Source organism: Salmonella sp. SAL00670, from assembly GCF_046552235.1.
Classification (GTDB): domain Bacteria; phylum Pseudomonadota; class Gammaproteobacteria; order Enterobacterales; family Enterobacteriaceae; genus Salmonella; species Salmonella enterica.
In genome coordinates this window covers 223,195-239,212 of sequence record NZ_JBGDUO010000001.1, presented here as the reverse complement: position 1 = coordinate 239,212, position 16,018 = coordinate 223,195, and the positions used below count along the sequence as shown (strand labels likewise).

General features: G+C 48.9%; 21 protein-coding genes and 1 pseudogene. 7 read left to right on the top strand and 15 right to left on the bottom strand.

What is annotated here, in order from left to right; genetic code table 11:
• Positions 1-6: 6 nt before the first annotated feature.
• Together ACLJRS_RS01140 and ACLJRS_RS01135 are read right to left on the bottom strand one after the other, a co-directional pair.
• Positions 7-459 (bottom strand): lysozyme, encoded by a 453-nt coding sequence (locus tag ACLJRS_RS01140; protein ID WP_000984587.1) that lies wholly within the window; start codon positions 457-459, stop codon positions 7-9.
• Entirely contained in the window at positions 443-772 is a 330-nt protein-coding gene (locus ACLJRS_RS01135) for a phage holin, lambda family (protein ID WP_001574216.1), read from the bottom strand. Before ACLJRS_RS01135 ends, ACLJRS_RS01140 begins: the two co-directional genes overlap by 17 nt.
• Positions 773-1,047: 275 nt before the next feature.
• Between ACLJRS_RS01135 and gtgA the strand changes: the two genes are divergently transcribed.
• Complete coding sequence (gene gtgA, locus ACLJRS_RS01130) at positions 1,048-1,734, top strand: type III secretion system effector protease GtgA (RefSeq protein ID WP_001110788.1); 687 nt, start codon at positions 1,048-1,050, stop codon at positions 1,732-1,734.
• Between the two features lie 360 nt (positions 1,735-2,094).
• Positions 2,095-2,544 carry a lipoprotein gene (locus ACLJRS_RS01125; protein WP_000798706.1) on the top strand — a complete coding sequence of 150 codons (450 nt, stop codon included), beginning with the start codon at positions 2,095-2,097 and terminating at the stop codon, positions 2,542-2,544.
• A gap of 135 nt (positions 2,545-2,679) precedes the next feature.
• On the opposite strand, the gene ACLJRS_RS01120 is transcribed toward ACLJRS_RS01125, so the two are convergent.
• From ACLJRS_RS01120 to ACLJRS_RS01065, 12 genes and pseudogenes are all read right to left on the bottom strand, one after another.
• On the bottom strand, positions 2,680-2,805 hold the full coding sequence (locus ACLJRS_RS01120) for a hypothetical protein (protein ID WP_001534733.1): 126 nt from the start codon (positions 2,803-2,805) through the stop codon (positions 2,680-2,682).
• A 398-nt stretch (positions 2,806-3,203) separates the two neighbouring features.
• A complete protein-coding gene (locus tag ACLJRS_RS01115) occupies positions 3,204-4,001 on the bottom strand; it encodes an antitermination protein (RefSeq protein ID WP_001047630.1) in 798 nt (265 codons plus the stop codon).
• Positions 3,991-4,137, bottom strand: a complete 147-nt coding sequence (locus ACLJRS_RS01110) for a YlcG family protein (RefSeq protein ID WP_001617856.1) — start codon at positions 4,135-4,137, stop codon at positions 3,991-3,993. The genes ACLJRS_RS01115 and ACLJRS_RS01110 overlap by 11 nt, the downstream gene beginning before the upstream one ends.
• Positions 4,134-4,286, bottom strand: a pseudogene (locus ACLJRS_RS01105) (recombination protein NinG); the annotation flags it as partial. The gene ACLJRS_RS01110 and the pseudogene ACLJRS_RS01105, both read right to left, overlap by 4 nt.
• A 71-nt stretch (positions 4,287-4,357) precedes the next feature.
• Positions 4,358-4,957: a DUF1367 family protein gene (locus tag ACLJRS_RS01100; RefSeq protein ID WP_000940758.1), complete on the bottom strand. Its 600-nt coding sequence runs from the start codon at positions 4,955-4,957 to the stop codon at positions 4,358-4,360.
• A gap of 63 nt (positions 4,958-5,020) precedes the next feature.
• A complete protein-coding gene (locus ACLJRS_RS01095; RefSeq protein WP_000911591.1) occupies positions 5,021-5,269 on the bottom strand; it encodes a hypothetical protein in 249 nt (82 codons plus the stop codon).
• 276 nt (positions 5,270-5,545) lie between these two features.
• Entirely contained in the window at positions 5,546-6,229 is a 684-nt protein-coding gene (locus tag ACLJRS_RS01090) for a T3SS effector NleG family protein (protein ID WP_001131212.1), read from the bottom strand.
• A 237-nt stretch (positions 6,230-6,466) separates the two neighbouring features.
• On the bottom strand, positions 6,467-6,862 hold the full coding sequence (locus ACLJRS_RS01085; protein ID WP_000089413.1) for a DUF977 family protein: 396 nt from the start codon (positions 6,860-6,862) through the stop codon (positions 6,467-6,469).
• Positions 6,863-6,879: 17 nt separating this feature from the next.
• Positions 6,880-7,632: an ATP-binding protein gene (locus ACLJRS_RS01080; protein WP_000788952.1), complete on the bottom strand. Its 753-nt coding sequence runs from the start codon at positions 7,630-7,632 to the stop codon at positions 6,880-6,882.
• A 6-nt stretch (positions 7,633-7,638) separates the two neighbouring features.
• Complete coding sequence (locus ACLJRS_RS01075) at positions 7,639-8,508, bottom strand: hypothetical protein (RefSeq protein ID WP_046376811.1); 870 nt, start codon at positions 8,506-8,508, stop codon at positions 7,639-7,641.
• 44 nt (positions 8,509-8,552) lie between these two features.
• Positions 8,553-9,047: a hypothetical protein gene (locus ACLJRS_RS01070; RefSeq protein WP_001669257.1), complete on the bottom strand. Its 495-nt coding sequence runs from the start codon at positions 9,045-9,047 to the stop codon at positions 8,553-8,555.
• Entirely contained in the window at positions 9,034-9,288 is a 255-nt protein-coding gene (locus ACLJRS_RS01065; RefSeq protein ID WP_001033909.1) for a helix-turn-helix domain-containing protein, read from the bottom strand. Before ACLJRS_RS01065 ends, ACLJRS_RS01070 begins: the two co-directional genes overlap by 14 nt.
• A 96-nt stretch (positions 9,289-9,384) precedes the next feature.
• Between ACLJRS_RS01065 and ACLJRS_RS01060 the strand changes: the two genes are divergently transcribed.
• Complete coding sequence (locus tag ACLJRS_RS01060; protein ID WP_001224472.1) at positions 9,385-9,810, top strand: helix-turn-helix domain-containing protein; 426 nt, start codon at positions 9,385-9,387, stop codon at positions 9,808-9,810.
• A 443-nt stretch (positions 9,811-10,253) separates the two neighbouring features.
• On the opposite strand, the gene ACLJRS_RS01055 is transcribed toward ACLJRS_RS01060, so the two are convergent.
• On the bottom strand, positions 10,254-10,433 hold the full coding sequence (locus ACLJRS_RS01055) for a hypothetical protein (protein ID WP_024135615.1): 180 nt from the start codon (positions 10,431-10,433) through the stop codon (positions 10,254-10,256).
• A gap of 430 nt (positions 10,434-10,863) precedes the next feature.
• Between ACLJRS_RS01055 and ACLJRS_RS01050 the strand changes: the two genes are divergently transcribed.
• From ACLJRS_RS01050 to ACLJRS_RS01035, 4 genes are all read left to right on the top strand, one after another.
• Positions 10,864-11,148 carry a YdaE family protein gene (locus tag ACLJRS_RS01050; RefSeq protein ID WP_000613375.1) on the top strand — a complete coding sequence of 95 codons (285 nt, stop codon included), beginning with the start codon at positions 10,864-10,866 and terminating at the stop codon, positions 11,146-11,148.
• A 74-nt stretch (positions 11,149-11,222) separates the two neighbouring features.
• Positions 11,223-11,558, top strand: coding sequence for a hypothetical protein (locus tag ACLJRS_RS01045; RefSeq protein WP_000799631.1), 336 nt, complete (start codon positions 11,223-11,225; stop codon positions 11,556-11,558).
• 129 nt (positions 11,559-11,687) lie between these two features.
• Positions 11,688-14,867 carry a RecE family exodeoxyribonuclease gene (locus ACLJRS_RS01040; RefSeq protein WP_410957738.1) on the top strand — a complete coding sequence of 1,060 codons (3,180 nt, stop codon included), beginning with the start codon at positions 11,688-11,690 and terminating at the stop codon, positions 14,865-14,867.
• On the top strand, positions 14,830-15,987 hold the full coding sequence (locus ACLJRS_RS01035; RefSeq protein ID WP_077906096.1) for a RecT family recombinase: 1,158 nt from the start codon (positions 14,830-14,832) through the stop codon (positions 15,985-15,987). Before ACLJRS_RS01040 ends, ACLJRS_RS01035 begins: the two co-directional genes overlap by 38 nt.
• Positions 15,988-16,018 lie beyond the last annotated feature (31 nt).

Here is a 16,018-nt window from a genome sequence, read left to right as displayed (position 1 = left end):
TGAACATCATGACAGGAACAGAGCACGCTCCGCCTCACGCCGACGGGTAAGCCCGTTCAGTACTTTGCCACCAGCCTTATTCCAGCGCAGGAACTCATCAGCGGCGCCGGCGTAATCACCAGCGTTTAGCTTCCGCAGCAGAGTTGATGAGGATAATGTCCGGGCGCCGAGGTTGTACGCGAACGACACCAGCGCATCAAACTGGCCTTGTGTCAACTTGACCTTAACCAGTTTGGACACATCATTTTCATAACCGACTAAACCAGTTTTAAGCAAGCGCTCGGCAGTAGCCTCGTCAATCATCATTCCGGGCTTAACTGGCTTACCGTCAACAGAGTGGGTCCAGCCATAACCAATCGTCCAGGGATCTCCCCCCGTTCCCGAGTCCGGATAAGCTGTCAGGCTACAACCTTCAAACTCTTTGATTAGGGTAATGCCTTTTTCACTGATTCTCATCATTAACCCCTGCACGTTTTTTGAGTGCGCTAATTGCGATTTCGCGCAGCTTGTCCACACCGACAAAGCCAATAATTCCGCCAACGAAAGGCGAAATGGAAACCGGCAGGCCTACCACATCAAGCGCACTGGTGACACATAAGGAAAGAGCGCCACACAGGACGCCCTCAAGCCATTTATTTTTACGGGTGGCGCCGTCGTATATCAGTCGGCCGTAGGCAATGAGTCCGGCCATTAACGCCCCAAGTATCTGGGGCCACGCATTTTTGAGTCCGGTCAAAACCGCAGCCCAGAATTCAGGAGTCTTGTCATTCATTTTCATAAGCCTCACCTCCGATGATTTCGGATGGTAACTAGAGTGAGTGAAATGGTTGGGTTGCAGGGTTTAATATCTTGTAAAACAGGATTGCCTGTGGTTGCAGAATCTGAAAGTAAAATCACGCAGAGTACAATTTTAATGGAGGTGAGGCACAAATACTGCAAATTTAGCTTTTAGCTTAATTGATTGCGTGCTGAGTGAATTCTGTTTGACAAAAACATGCTATTTATAGAATGTTAATTCCATGTAATAAAAAGGATGTGTAACTCATCATGCCAGCAGGAATTAAACCAATATTTATCAATAATATGATGTCAACATATGGATTATCCCATCCTCATGACAGCAAGGTATTTCCAGACCTTCCAGAACACCAAGATAATCCTTCGCAATTACGCCTCCAACATGATGGTCTTGCTACCGATGATAAAGCCAGGCTGGAACCAATGTGTCTTGCTGAATACCTTATCTCTGGACCAGGAGGAATGGACCCTGATATCGAAATTGATGATGATACCTATGATGAATGCCGTGAGGTGCTATCACGCATACTTGAAGATGCATACACTCAAAGCGGGACATTCCGCAGACTGATGAATTATGCCTACGACCAGGAATTGCATGATGTAGAACAACGCTGGTTGCTGGGAGCCGGAGAAAACTTTGGTACTACCGTAACTGATGAAGACCTGGAGAGTTCAGAAGGCAGAAAAGTGATTGCCCTCAACCTGGATGATACAGACGATGATTCAATACCAGAGTGTTATGAAAGTAATGATGGCCCACAACCATTTGATACAACACGCTCATTTATTCATGAAGTTGTACACGCGTTGACTCACCTTCAGGACAAAGAAGACAGTAATCCAAGAGGCCCGGTAGTCGAGTATACCAATATCATTTTAAAAGAGATGGGTCACACATCACCACCAAGAATCGCCTACGAATTTAGTAATTGACACTCATCAAAAAATGCAAAATCCCACGATGCTACAACACAGTAACCAGTTCAGGTCTGAGCTAATACAGGTCAGCAGTCCATAAACACTGGCTCCTGTCAGGATGCCACCTGCTAACCCAGTACCAGAAATCGATTCGGACATTCATCCCCCTCTGGTTGTGTGGGGCCTCTCAGTTATGAGGGGAAATAATAAATATCCTCCGGCATAGCCGGAGGATATTTATTCATAAAGAACACAATTAAGAATAATACCGATTTAATTAAAATAACTTGATCTCACAGTTGAAGAATGAATAATAGCGAGCCCTGCCAAGGCAGGGCATAGAAATAACCAACGAGAAGAAATAGGTAGGAACTAATGAAAAACACCGCTCTGGGTAAGTTCATTTTTATCGTCGGCACCGCGTTACTGCTCGGTGGCTGTAGTGGCATGGTCATGCCTCCCTATGCCACCCACGGTACATCGGTCGGAATCATTGCGCCGGCGGGAGGCTATAGCGAGTGGCACACGGATAGCCGCAACCACACCACAGGAGACAGTCACAGCCAGTCACAGGGAAACTGCACCCAAAGTGAAGATAGCCAGCTCAGCGAAAATGGTCTCACACGGACACACCAAAGCAACTGTAACACCCGTAGTCAAACCCACAGCAGTAGCACCAGCAAAACCCGCTCCAGCAGCGTCGGTTTCAGCGTCGGGGGGCCTGTTGGTGCTAGCATAGGGTTGATCAAGCAGATGGAGTCGATGAATCGTGCGCCAGCCAACGATATGAGTAGTAATGAGATGTTCAAGAATTTCGGTTTCTAGCACATAACGCCACCTGGTACCGTTGTGGTGTCTGGCCCGGCGGCTATCTGTAACGACTCACAATCGAAAAAAGTCAGACTCGCAATCAGCGCAAATTTTGGCTCACAATAACTGCAACTGAAATCGGACGTGGACTCACGCTAAGTGAGAGCGAAATCCGACGCTCAGAGCCAAATGAGAAGTTTTTTCCATTGGCAGTAATTGTGAGCCAGCAAAAATAGATTGTGAGTCCATTGAATGGGGATCGTTGTGCATTTTCATAAGCCTCACCTCCGATAGCTCGGATGGCGCAGTGTGAAGTAGGAAGGCCGCCCGGTGGATCAACGACAAAACTCAGAGGGATTATTCCGGACGGCACAAACAGAAAAGCCCCGGCAATCACCGAGGCTTAAATTGTTGCCGGTTACCGCTCCGGCGCGATCAGCAAAAGCTATCGCGGTATCAGATTGTGGTCCTGCCTGTGTGAGCTTTGCGGTCGGCTGGAACATGTAGACTCCGCATCACTCCCCGCACTTTGTCTTATTGGCGTCGGGAATCCATAAAAGAAAACCCCGCCGAGGCGAGGTTCTTAATTCTTGTAACGTCACAGGCATAATAACCCATCGTTGGAATCAGGTTAGCCATTTTCCGTTAAGTTTGCAATAGCTAAATTATTTTGGTCATCGAGTCACGTTTCCCAGAACCTTTTCTGCATACGATTCCTCAATATGGCAATGCTCCACCAGCCGATCGAAAAACAGTTTATAGTTGTACCGCCATACCATTTCCGTTACTCCTAGTGCTTTAAAAATCTCGGTATCTTTGAGACGTGGGTAGCCTCTTCCCTTGCATCTTGGGCATTTTTTATAAACCGGCACGCCCTGCAACTCAGATTTTTTCTTATCGAGAATTTCTCCGCGTCCCCGGCAACGACATTCATTTTTCACATGGCCTTTGCCATCACACGCCTTACACACTACGCGCACCTGCTCACGAACTGATTTCCACACCTCCCAGTCGGACGGAGAAATACCTTTCGTATCTTTTACCCATTTTGGTGGCTTACCATCCGGATAGGTAACCTTGTTCGTGAAAACCTCAGCATCAATTAATTTAGCACCATGACAGCTACTGCACGTCACCAGGCTGGCCGCGCTGAGGGAATAATCGCGAAATACATAACGCGCCATAGTGTCGAGAAATTTTGAACGCTTACCCTCTTCCATTTTCCGTAATGCCCCATGCCGTTCTGCACGCTGCTCTGCTAATAGCCTGATATAGGCGATGATATTTTCAGAAGATAAAACCCCAGCTTTTGCAAGATACAATTCAATACCCACTGCGGCTTTTGCAGTAAGTAGCCCGAGGGATGCCATTACGTCAGTAATAGTCAGCGTATCAGACGTTATTCCGCATGGTACTGCGCCGGGCATCATGGATTTAGGTGAAAAATATTTCGGTAAGGACTCAAGATTCATTTCGATGCTCCCGTTTTGCTTCAATGCGGACGTAATTACGAAGAATGCGGTATGCCACAGGAAAAGATCCCCGGTATCGATAAATTCGGAGACGCAACCAGCGCATGCGGAGTATCTCGATCAGTTCTGGTTTCATGCGGCCTCCAGCTTTTTTAGCGCACGCAGATCCGCCAGAGCCGCGAGCCTGACTTCCTTCAGCTCCTCGACCGTCCAGCGGTGCGGGGTGTTATTGTTCTCGAGTGCCAGCACCGCCGCCTCACCGTAACGCTCAACCAGCGCGGCACGGCGCCGGTATCCCGCCGCCAGCTCATCCGCCTCTTCGGTGGTACACACCGGATGCTGAAACCATGTCATTTTCATGCGAACTCCAGCAGATGCGCGGCCACATTTTCAACTTCTTCCAGAGAGGAAAATTTACGAAACAGAATCCAGTTCCACAGGACGTTCAGCACAGCTTTATAGACCTGTTGAAACTCGGTTTCGTCCATACTGGCGAACGCTATGGATTTCGCCCGGCGCCCGCGGCTGCCATCCGGATAAAAATGCCCGGTATAAAACCCGGCCTGAACGGTTACCCATTCCCGGAAGGCATCAAAAGATTTAAGAAGGGCGACGTCCCCGGTTCGCAGGGTAGCTACGTTATGGAGGTACTGTTCCGCCGCCTCGTTAAGGGCCGGGGTATATTCCTGGCCTGCGGAGTCGCAAAGAAAATTAACGAACCCGGAGATAAGTTTCTGTTCCCGCGATGTGACCGTGCCACCCGTTGGCGTCCAGTAGTCGAAACCAAGCTGAAGGAGTTTAAAAAATCGTTTATGAAAGGCGTAGTTGCGGACACGCTTAAAATCGGCGTGTATCCACTCACCGATTTTTACTGAGCGCAGGAAATCCCCACTCTCCGGCGTCGCCGGGAGCAGAAGCCCTGATGAGGTTTGCTTGACCAGTTGTAAATGCGCCATCGTTCTCTCCGGTGGCGCAGTAGATTGGGAGTTCAGCCCACAGACGAGTATAACAAAGGATGATTATTCATGATAACCGGCTCTGATAGTCAGCTCATTAATCAGGCTATCGCTCCCCATGATGTCATTTTGCAACAACGGCAGAAACCGGACATAGCGGCCATCCCGATACATCAATGACCTGTTGCAGTCAGGAAAAAAATCCATTTCAGCAATTACTGTCATGTCATCACGGCGAATAACAGCATATTTACAAGTGAATGTTTTATTTAATTTTTTCACGGTGTCTCCATAGATAACGAACTTGAGCATTTTTAAAGCACCTTCATTCTCACCATGAATATATAGGAGACTACTAATTATCATTATTAATAAATATGGATATTTTTTGACATGCTCATTTCCCGGACATTAAAAACCCGCCGGAGCGGGTTGAATGTGGGTGCATTGAGGATACCTGACACATCAGAGGCGGCGGGGATTTCTCCCCGCCGGGTCTCTTACCCCTCAAATTCGTAAGCCGTGAAGACAGCGGCCTCCGTCTGTCCGTACAAAGTTCATATTCATCTGATAATATTTAATCAGACACTACTTTAAGGTAAATTTATCACGCTCGGTATTAAAAAAACATTCACTTTTTCTAACTATCATACCCATACAGATAGGCTCCCGACTCAAAGGATGCTCTAATCCCTGACACACCAGGTTGAGGAATGCCTCTTTGTCAAATAAGCAACAAATATCTGACTGTGATGATACTTTAACAAAAACACCGTTTGTTGGAATATCCAGCGTTATCGGACAAGTTAAATGTTCTTCAGAACATGCAAAACTTCCTGCTTCAACCTGAAAACTACAGAAATTAATCCTAACAGGTAATAAATCTCTTATGTTGGCAGGTTGAGTATTAAAATGGTATCTGGCGTTCTGGGATTCAGAAAAAGTTAAAGATGCAGGCGGTGCAGGCATATTCCATGTACGATTTAATTGGCGTGCCAACCTTTCTGCATTGCTAAACCTTTCTGGATAACTCCTGCGAATATCACTATAAACCTGCCCCGGCTCACGCCATGGAACCACCTCAAATGCTCCTTCGTCGGGGCTATGACGTACCAGGTATAATGCATCACGTAGTTGCACCTGTATTTCAGTCGGCCCAGTCGCGCCATCAGGAGGTCTGGCTGCATTACGTATACTGTCGAGAATATCCGAGGGTAATGTCTCTATTCTCATATGGGTATTTAAATATACATTTGGAAAACTTAATGGCATATTTTATTTCCTTTTATATTATTAAAGTTAAGAACACAGTAATTATTATTTTTTTGAAAACATACCCCACACCATCTCACTATCATCCACACCTAACTAATACTTAAACATCCTGAATGATCTAGTATTTTTAATGCAACGCTTTCAATCAAATTTAGGACATATTCCATTTAGTCTGTTCATTATTCACACGTAGTTTCAGACGGGACTCAGCACATCCTTCCTGGTATTCGATTTTCATTCAGATTTCGCCTCCCGGTAATTTCCCCGATAAAATGCCAGTACCCTTTGCATCGTCACGCTGTTCCGGCACTCCGTACAGATAACGTTTCTGGTCCGGTCGTAGGAACGCACCACACCCTCCGGTGTTTTCAGAAAGCGGGTAATCCTGGCATCTTCACGTTTCTGCTTCCAAAGCAGGAAAGCCTGTTCCGAAGGAAAAATACCGCTTCTCCCGGCCTGATACAGATCCCCACAACTTTCCGCCTTTTCCAGGTAGTGACGGGCTGTAAAAATAGTTAACCCCGTTATCTTCCGCAGCTCTCCAAACGTCATCCGACCATGTGTTCGCACCAGTTCCGTCAGGCGCTTCTGTATTTCAGCTTTCTGCGCCGGTGTGTAATTTCTGCTCATGAAAACCCTCCGGAAAATTATTTCACCGCCCTGAGATAGCTGACGTTCGGGCGCCAGCTCCCCCAGTCAAAATTCACCCACCGCCCGCCATTCATGGTCATTCTGTCCATTACACGCTGACCAGCCAGCTTCGACAGTGCTTCATGGTTAAGGTTTGTCAGCATTCCGACGCTGCGCAGGGATGCCGTCCGGCGATCGATAATCTGGTTCAGCGTTACCTGTTCGTTTCTGGTCTCACGTTGCACGCCAACCTCATCGAGGATCAGCAGATCAACCCCGCACAATTCCCGCAGGAATTTCTCACCGGATTTCCCGTCATCGTAGCTGGCATGAAGCGCACTCATCACATCGGCGACGGTGATAACAATCACACTACGTCCGGCATTCATCAGACGATTGCCAATGGCAGCGGCCAGATGATTTTTTCCGGTACCGGGATTCCCGCTGAACACGAAGTTCGTGCAGCCAGTATCCAGTTCACCAGCAATGGATTTAGCCTGACTGAGTGCATGGCGCTGGCCGTCGTTCTGTATCCGGTAATTTGCGAACGAGCATCCGCGATGCAGCCGTTGAATCCCGGCCCGACCGAAGATTTTTTCTGCCCTCGCCTGACGATTCTGACGATCAATTTCTTCGCAACTCCTGCGCCCTTCGGCGAGTTGCCATTCCCGCCACTCCTCCGGCGTCCGGAACGGTGCTGCGCGTTCGGAAGACTGTGGCGCCAGTTTCCTGATTCTGGCCAGAATTCCGCTATCTGCGATATTTTTCATGGTCTGTCACCCCCTGAAACCCGGTGGAATGGTTTTATCCGGCGGCGAAACCGGGATACCAGGCATACCGCTGTCTCCCCTCACAGGAATATCCCAGTGATTTTCAAAATGCCTGTCCGGCCCGAAAAATGTCGCTGCCTGTTGCACGAATTCAGAACCAGCCTTGTGCGTACTACCGAGATACGCCACGTAGCGCCGGACACCGTCGAGCATGTCGCCGGGGAGGACGCCCTCCCGTCGTCGGGCATTCCAGGCTTTGAATGCAGATTTTTTCGGATTGGCGCCTGCCCGCTTCGGATATTCCTGCCAGACCAGTTCAAACTCCGCCGGATAACTCCCGCCTGGTTCATCGTTTTTTTTCGGCGATGAACCAGGAGAGATTGGTTCTGGTTCTGGCTCTGGCTCTGGCTCTGGCTCTGGAGTCCCAACGACAGTTTGAAACCCTTCAAGAACCCTTTCGAAACCGTTTAATTTACCCGGTTCAAACCTTGATATAGCCTGCCTCATACCATCAGCTAACAGTGACTTAATGGCTATTTTATCCGGTACATCACGGAATAATTTCAACGCTGCAATGGCTACATTCGGGTTTTCAAAACCATTCCATTCCAGATAACCGGGAATTAACACCCATCGGGTAGCTTTATCCCGTATGGCAAAACCATTACGGGATAATTCTTCAAACCCTTCTGATACCCTATTTTTATCCCATTGCAAATCCTCACAAACGTACCCGTCGGGGAGACGGAAACAGCCGGTCATATTGGCGTGGGGACTGGTTAACAGATATAACGAGAGCATCCGGCCATCATCGGAAAGCGAGCGTATGCTTTCGCTGGTCCAGAAGGATGAATTCACCTTTCCGTAATCACGCATAAAACCTCACCACGCCCTTACAGGGCGATCCGAATATATAAAAATTACTCACTGGTCATGTCTCTGGTACTGCTGGCGATAACCGCTACGTAACGCCTGTAACGCATATATGGCCTCGTCACACTCCCGCTCAAAATCCGCCAGCGGCGCGCCAAGAAGTACCGCGCTGGCCACTGCGGTTTTTTTAAAAGCTGTGAAAGCAGGTATTCAATGCTCTGCCCTGCCGTTATTCGTTTATGCAACTCCGGCGCACTTTTGCGGATCGCCTCCAGAATAGCGGGGATCAGCGCAGAGAATTTCTCGCAGTGCTCCGCCGTTTCCCGTTTCCGCCAGCGCTGAAAAATGTTTATCCGGTTACGGCGCCATGCGTCGTAATCCACCGTTCCGTCGTCACGCTCGATACGGTGAACCGCTATTTGCGGTCGCGCCGGCTGCTCCAGGAACGCGCGGGTGATCAGCTGCGTGGCGGTTTCCTGGGTTATCTGTAGATATGCCAGCCATGACGATAACGCCTGACTGGCTGTTTCAGGGGTGATCATGGTTGTTCACCTTCGCTAATATGGTTCTGCTATCGTTCACATGAGGCGGGAAAACATCATCAAGAACACAGCGAGATCCCAGATGGTTAAGTGTGGCAACAATTTTTCGGCACTCCTCCAGTCCGGGTGTGCGAAAATTTGCTTCGTAGTTCGCCAGACGGCTCTGTATCCATCCCAGGTGAGTCGCAAACTGCCGTTGAGATAGCCCCAGTTGCTTTCTGTATGTTGAAATTTTGTTCATTTAAAACCTCCGCCAACAATTCTAAACACAATATGTGTTGCATGGTCAAGTTGTTTTGTGTTTTGCGTAAATCACGCATCGTGATAAAAGGGAGCCATGAGAAAAGAAAATGAAAAAATTGCCGCCAGCCGGCTTAATGATGAGATCGCAATGCGCCTCAAGGGGCGCAGACAAAAGCTCGGCCTGTCTCAAGGTAAACTGGCTGAGATTTGTGGATGGACTCAGTCACGCATAGGAAACTATGAAGCAGGAAGTAGAAATGTTGGGGTGTATGATGCAGTTGTACTTGGTGAAGCACTAGGTATTTCCCCACCCGAACTTCTGTTTGGTGAAAAGGACTCCTCGCAGGCATGGCTAAGTGATCAACATAAAAAATTACTTGAGTTATTCAATCAGTTACCAAGCTCAGAGCAACAACGAATGATTGATCTCTTTGAGGTTCGTTTAAAAGAGATTGATGACTATGTTGAAACGTACCTAAGAAATCGGCTTAAAAACTCAACTCAACCACCAGAAAACTAACTTAAGACTTGACCTGAATAGTTTAAAACCTGCCACTGGCGGGTTTTTTATTGCCTCAAGCCCAGCAGAACGCCTTCCTTTAATCAAAAACACATTTTGTGTTGACAATTACACACAATTTCGTGTTTAATGAATTCATCAAGACAACGCCAGACCAGATAACAGCCGGACAATACCAAGAGTTATCCCGCTGCTGAGTCGGGCTAAGTAGCCAGCCTGAGGCATACGAACATGACGGCAGTTGTTGGTAAGTAACAAGCGCAGTAGATAAAACGTTCCGCCGCCGGGCGTTAAGCGGATGAGGTGAAAGATGAAGATGCAAGAACTTCCAGTAGAGATTCAGGCTATCGCAGCTTCTACTCTGCGTAGAAAAATGAAAATCAATGACCAGCGAGCAGATAAAGAGCCAGTCGAGAAACTGGCTCATGAGGTGAGAGAGGCGTTTACGAAGCTTTATCTTCCTGTTGAGGTCGATCCCTCTCAGCGCGGTAGTGGTTAAGCATATGTGTAAAAACATCCGAAGCATCACTTGCGTAACTAATTTTGCCCGCTCTGATTAACTCAAGAACCACTTCGTGAGCTGCTTTTTCAGGAAAAACAAAAGGGCTGATTGTATCAGACATAATATTTCCTTACTGGTTGCGTGGGAACTCCAGTATACCACCGCCCCGATGTGGATAAAGACAGGCGTCAGCTCCACGATACGGAGCATACAACACGAAAGCGCGTTCGTTACTTAACTAAGGTTGTCGTTAAATCCACCGATCCTGGTTGAGCGCGCTTCCGGTTGCGAGTGGAACCCGTGACATTGCTGTGTGTAGTCTTTGGCGGTACCAGTTCATTCCTTTCTGGTTTCCGCCCTTTTTAAAGCGAATTTTGTGGTGTGGTGAATGCGGCTAAGCGCACGCGGCACAGTTAAAAAGACATAACGGTCCTTCATGTTGTGGGTGGAAATAGTAGTCGGCGGTAATGGTTAACTGGTTATCGTCACCTGGAGGCACCAGGCACCGCACCAACAAAATTCGCTTATAAACAGGCAAAGAGGATAAAACGATGATACCTGTCATTACACCTCGTTCCGACTGGATGCGCAGTCCGGCTAAACAGCAGACTGCAATAAACAGAAAGCCGGGCTTGATTCGTAAAATTTATACTCTACTCACCCAGAAAGGAGACCCGACATTAATTAACTGCGCATATTGTCAGAAAGCAATACCGGAAGAGACCGCATACGAATATGAACTGATATATATGCACGGAACGCTTATTTCACGTAAAAATCAAAAATATTGCAGTAAACGCTGTGCCAGCCATGACCAGATGGCACATGAACTTTAATTAATCATTTACTGAAACAATAAAACTATGCCAGCAATGGCAGGGATTCACTCAACCTGAAAAAGGAAATAAAAATGAAAAATACAACGCCTGATGCAGCAGTATTACAGGAACTAAAAGAACTCACCAGCCGTATATTTAAGATATGCGAGCAAAACAATATGCCGGTAGTTATTGGCTATTCATACGAGTTAAGCAGAAACGAAAATGGCTATTCAATAAATAAATCAATAACTGCATATGCAGATGAAAAAACAGGGGCATGGGACTCCTCTATAGCCGCAGCAGCCATGTTGCTCAAAGTGAAAGACGTCCCCCGGGATGTTATTGGTGCATTGAAGAGCCTGTCTGTTGCCAGTGATTTTGCGCGGGCGATGTCTGAGGCCTCAAAGGAAAAAAGCCTGCATTAAATCCCGGCTTTACATCCCGGCGATGCTGAGGTGAGCGACCAGACCCACCACCAGAGACATGACCAGTGAGCACCCGGAGAGGATTTTCACTGGCAAAACGATTTTAATCTTAACTGAGGTTAAAAAACAATGAGCATTAAGCAGGAAGAATATTCATTTTACTACAAGGTTAAAAATGAAAGTGCCAGGAAACGCCTCGGCTTTAAAGCCGGTTTTTTCTGGTGTACAGCTAAAAAGCAGTCACTCGCCCTCTCCCGTGGCGAACTGGCTATGGATGCTGCCGGATTTGATGAAGCTGATTTTGCCAGACCTGTACGCGTACATTTTCCGGTAGAAAATGACATTCCGCCCGAGGGTGTCTTTGACACTAAATTTTGTGAAAACCGCGAACCCGGTGGCGAAGACGGCAAAACCCTGACACTTATCCCCGGCGCAGCTTCTGCTGTTAAATCAGATGAAACAGAACTCGCCGACGGTGCTGGCACTCCTGCCGGAGAAAACGGGATACAGGAATCTCATAACCCGCCAGCAAACCCTCAACTGACCGTGGTTGCGACACTGCCGTTCCGCCATCGCGTTCTGGCACAGTATATTGGCGATGGAGAATATCTTTATCACGTCGATACAGGCCAGAAAAAAGAAATCGCGTGTCTGGAGATGGATACTCAGAATACCACTGTCCAGAACCTGATACTCGCCGCAGAAAATGTAGAGCCGTTCAAAAAAGCTATCGAGCACGATATTCACAAAGCAGTGAATGCGTATAAACAGGTATTTCCTGTCGATGGAAAAGTGCCTGAGTTATGCACCACTATTAAGTTTTTTAAGGAATGGTTCAGTGCTGAACACATTAACCACGGCCTGCTGGTTAAGGAATGGGCTGAACGCCTGAAGAATAAACCTGCACCCGTTAAAAAAACCGGGCCACATAAAGTAATTGTCGACGACGTAAATAAGCCAGAACGTCCACGCCGTAGCGAAAAACCGACACACAGAACGATTAACTATGAGCTCGCCTGTGGTTTCTGTGAGGAGCTGGATCTGAATAACCTGCGTCCTGCAATGGATTTTGCAAAACGTATCATCGCCGAAGACCGGGAAGACTGGAAACAAATGTCGATGACAGTGGGCATTATTCCCGACATCAAAGGCTACGACCGACAGACCATTATTGACCTGGTACGCAAAGCGCCAAAGGCCGTACATAACGGTAATCCTGATCTTCGCCGGACGTGGTGCGAAAGCTTTCTTGCCGTTCATGGTGTTCGCGATCCGGACTGGTACGAATATGTGCCTGATAACACCCCAACAACCCATGAAGAAAATGCAGCAAGGCTTCGTCAGGCGGGCAAATGTCTGCGGGATATTGAGACAGGGAGATTTCAGTGTGATGAAGAAAAACCGCAACCGACAGGCGAACTGGCAAATGAACCAGCAACGCCTGAAGCAGTGGAACAGGACACAACTGAACATCATCCGGACCCGCAGCCGCTGGAGAATGAGCCACCTGTAAGCCAGACAGAAGCAGGCTACCAGAAAATACGGGCAGAACTGCACGAAGCACGTAAAAACATTCCACCCAAAAACCCGGTTGATGTTGGTAAACAACTGGCAGCCGCGCGCGGTGAATATGTCGAAGGCATCAGCGACCCGAACGATCCGAAGTGGGTGAAGACAGAGACAAACCAGCCGACCACCGAACCTGAACTGGTTAAAAATGTTGGCAACGGTATTTTCGACGTGTCCGCTTTAATGCAGAACTCATCAACTCATGGCACAGAAACGAATCCGGAGATCACCAGCAATGTGCAGGTTCAAGAAGCTGACAGTGATGAAAAACAGGCTGGTGATGCGGTGCAGGCAGGCGAAGGCGATCTGGGTACTGGTAAAGAAGCAGTTACCGTAGAGAACCATAATCAGGCTGAAACGCACCAGAACAACGATTCTGTGAGCCAATCTGAACCTGAGGCGCAACAAAACGTACCGGAATCGCAACAAGAAGAGCCAGAAGCAGCCTGGCCGGAATACTTCGAGCCGGGCCGCTATGAAGGTGTACCAAACGAGGTTTACCACGCCGCCAACGGGATCAGCTCAACTCAGGTGAAAGATGCTCGCGTGTCGCTGATGTACTTTAACGCGCGTCACGTAGAGAAGACTATCGTCAAAGAGCGCTCTCCAGTGCTTGATATGGGCAACCTGGTACATGCTCTGGCTCTACAGCCGGAAAACCTCGAAGCGGAGTTCAGCGTAGAGCCGGAGATCCCTGAGGGTGCTTTCACCACCACCGCCACCCTGCGCGAGTTCATCGACGCGCACAACGCCAGCCTGCCAGCGCTGCTGAGTGCTGATGATATCAAAGCGCTGCTGGAAGAGTACAACGCCACCCTGCCGTCGCAGATGCCGCTTGGAGCTTCGGTAGATGAAACCTATGCATCGTATGAGCAGCTTCCCGAAGAATTCCAGCGCATTGAAAACGGCGCCAAACATACAGCCACGGCGATGAAAGCCTGCATCAAAGAGTACAACGCCACCCTGCCCGCGCCGGTTAAAACCAGCGGCAGCCGTGACGCGCTGCTGGAGCAACTGGCAATAATCAACCCTGACCTGGTCGCTCAGGAAGCGCAAAAATCGTCGCCGTTGAAAGTATCTGGCACGAAGGCCGATCTGATTCAGGCCGTGAAATCAGTCAACCCGGCAGCGGTATTCGCCGACGAATTGCTGGATGCGTGGCGGGAGAACACCGAAGGGAAAGTGCTGGTCACCCGCCAACAGCTCAGCACCGCGCTGAACATTCAGAAAGCCCTGCTGGAGCACCCGACCGCCGGCAAATTGCTGACTCACCCAAGCCGCGCTGTCGAGGTTAGCTATTTTGGGATTGATGAGGAAACCGGGTTGGAAGTTCGGGTACGCCCTGACCTTGAGATCGATATGGGCGGCCTGCGCATTGGCGCCGACCTGAAAACTATCAGCATGTGGAACATCAAGCAGGAAGGCCTGCGTGCGAAGTTGCACCGGGAAATCATCGACCGGGACTATCACCTGAGCGCGGCCATGTACTGCGAAACTGCGGCGCTGGACCAGTTTTTCTGGATTTTCGTCAACAAAGACGAGAACTACCACTGGGTCGCCATCATTGAGGCGTCTACCGAGTTGCTGGAACTTGGCATGCTGGAATACCGCAAAACAATGCGAGCGATAGCAAACGGCTTCGACACTGGTGAATGGCCAGCGCCTATCACAGAAGACTACACCGACGAACTGAACGATTTTGATGTGCGCCGCCTTGAAGCGTTGCGCGTACAGGCATAAGGGGAAAATCATGGAAAACACCAATATTATTACCACTGAGCAGCAGGCACCAAACACCATTTCTGCCAGTAACGCAATTTTTAACGTTCAGGCGCTGGGTCAGTTAACAGCTTTCGCTAACCTGATGGCAGACTCACAGGTGACGGTACCGGCACACCTTGCAGGGAAACCAGCCGACTGTATGGCTATCGTCATGCAGGCTATGCAATGGGGTATGAATCCTTACGCTGTGGCGCAGAAAACACACCTGGTTAACGGTGTTCTTGGTTACGAGGCACAACTGGTCAACGCAGTAATCGCAAGCTCCAGTGCCATTCATGGCCGTTTTCATTACCGCTATGGGGGTGACTGGGAGCGCTGCACCAGGACACAGGAAATCACACGCGATAAAAACGGTAAAAGTGGGAAGTACACCGTCACTGAGCGCGTTCGTGGCTGGACGGATGAGGACGAGATCGGCCTGTTCGTTCAGGTTGGTGCCATTATGCGAGGTGAATCTGAAATCACCTGGGGAGAACCTCTTTACCTCTCCGGCGTTGTTACCCGCAATTCTCCGCTATGGGTTTCAAACCCTAAACAGCAAATTGCCTATCTGGGCGTTAAATATTGGGCTCGCCTGTACTGCCCGGAAGTGATCCTCGGCGTGTACAGCCCTGATGAGGTTGAACAACGAGAAGAACGAGAGATTAACCCTGCTCCAGTCCAGCGCATGAGCGTACAGGAAATCACCAGCGAGGTTAGCACCAGGACCAGCGCGCAGGAGTCGGCAGCTAACGTTGATGCTGTTGCCGACGATCTTCGCGAACGCATTGATACAGCAAGTTCCGTTGATCAGGCAAAAGCAATCCGTGCGGATATCGAATCACAGAAAGCGTTGCTGGGTACTGCGCTGTTCACCGAATTAAAAAACAAAGCAGTGAAGCGCTATTACCAAGTCGATGCACAGAACAAAGTCGAGGCAGTGATCAACTCAATTCCAAACCCTGGCGAACCGGAAGCCGCAGAGATGTTTGCTAAAGCTGAAAGTATGCTTGGCGCTGCTAAACGTCATCTTGGCGACGAGCTGCACGATAAGTACCGCATCACCCTGGACGATATGAAACCGGAATACATCGGCTAATTGCATCGGGAGGGGTTACGCCCTCCCGCCT

What these genes read in the sequence shown, in the direction of transcription:
- ACLJRS_RS01135 (WP_001574216.1), bottom strand. Translation starts at nt 772, where the DNA reads ATGAATGACAAGACTCCTGAATTCTGGGCTGCGGTTTTGACCGGACTC.
- ACLJRS_RS01075 (WP_046376811.1), bottom strand. Translation starts at nt 8,508, where the DNA reads ATGCGTGATTACGGAAAGGTGAATTCATCCTTCTGGACCAGCGAAAGC.
- ACLJRS_RS01050 (WP_000613375.1), top strand. Translation starts at nt 10,864, where the DNA reads ATGATACCTGTCATTACACCTCGTTCCGACTGGATGCGCAGTCCGGCT.
- ACLJRS_RS01100 (WP_000940758.1), bottom strand. Translation starts at nt 4,957, where the DNA reads ATGGCGCATTTACAACTGGTCAAGCAAACCTCATCAGGGCTTCTGCTC.
- ACLJRS_RS01140 (WP_000984587.1), bottom strand. Translation starts at nt 459, where the DNA reads ATGATGAGAATCAGTGAAAAAGGCATTACCCTAATCAAAGAGTTTGAA.
- ACLJRS_RS01110 (WP_001617856.1), bottom strand. Translation starts at nt 4,137, where the DNA reads ATGAAACCAGAACTGATCGAGATACTCCGCATGCGCTGGTTGCGTCTC.
- ACLJRS_RS01085 (WP_000089413.1), bottom strand. Translation starts at nt 6,862, where the DNA reads ATGAGCAGAAATTACACACCGGCGCAGAAAGCTGAAATACAGAAGCGC.
- ACLJRS_RS01120 (WP_001534733.1), bottom strand. Translation starts at nt 2,805, where the DNA reads ATGAAAATGCACAACGATCCCCATTCAATGGACTCACAATCTATTTTT.
- ACLJRS_RS01060 (WP_001224472.1), top strand. Translation starts at nt 9,385, where the DNA reads ATGAGAAAAGAAAATGAAAAAATTGCCGCCAGCCGGCTTAATGATGAG.
- ACLJRS_RS01035 (WP_077906096.1), top strand. Translation starts at nt 14,830, where the DNA reads ATGTGCGCCGCCTTGAAGCGTTGCGCGTACAGGCATAAGGGGAAAATC.
- ACLJRS_RS01080 (WP_000788952.1), bottom strand. Translation starts at nt 7,632, where the DNA reads ATGAAAAATATCGCAGATAGCGGAATTCTGGCCAGAATCAGGAAACTG.
- gtgA (WP_001110788.1), top strand. Translation starts at nt 1,048, where the DNA reads ATGCCAGCAGGAATTAAACCAATATTTATCAATAATATGATGTCAACA.
- ACLJRS_RS01125 (WP_000798706.1), top strand. Translation starts at nt 2,095, where the DNA reads ATGAAAAACACCGCTCTGGGTAAGTTCATTTTTATCGTCGGCACCGCG.
- ACLJRS_RS01070 (WP_001669257.1), bottom strand. Translation starts at nt 9,047, where the DNA reads ATGATCACCCCTGAAACAGCCAGTCAGGCGTTATCGTCATGGCTGGCA.
- ACLJRS_RS01065 (WP_001033909.1), bottom strand. Translation starts at nt 9,288, where the DNA reads ATGAACAAAATTTCAACATACAGAAAGCAACTGGGGCTATCTCAACGG.
- ACLJRS_RS01045 (WP_000799631.1), top strand. Translation starts at nt 11,223, where the DNA reads ATGAAAAATACAACGCCTGATGCAGCAGTATTACAGGAACTAAAAGAA.
- ACLJRS_RS01040 (WP_410957738.1), top strand. Translation starts at nt 11,688, where the DNA reads ATGAGCATTAAGCAGGAAGAATATTCATTTTACTACAAGGTTAAAAAT.
- ACLJRS_RS01115 (WP_001047630.1), bottom strand. Translation starts at nt 4,001, where the DNA reads ATGAATCTTGAGTCCTTACCGAAATATTTTTCACCTAAATCCATGATG.
- ACLJRS_RS01055 (WP_024135615.1), bottom strand. Translation starts at nt 10,433, where the DNA reads ATGTCTGATACAATCAGCCCTTTTGTTTTTCCTGAAAAAGCAGCTCAC.
- ACLJRS_RS01090 (WP_001131212.1), bottom strand. Translation starts at nt 6,229, where the DNA reads ATGCCATTAAGTTTTCCAAATGTATATTTAAATACCCATATGAGAATA.
- ACLJRS_RS01095 (WP_000911591.1), bottom strand. Translation starts at nt 5,269, where the DNA reads ATGCTCAAGTTCGTTATCTATGGAGACACCGTGAAAAAATTAAATAAA.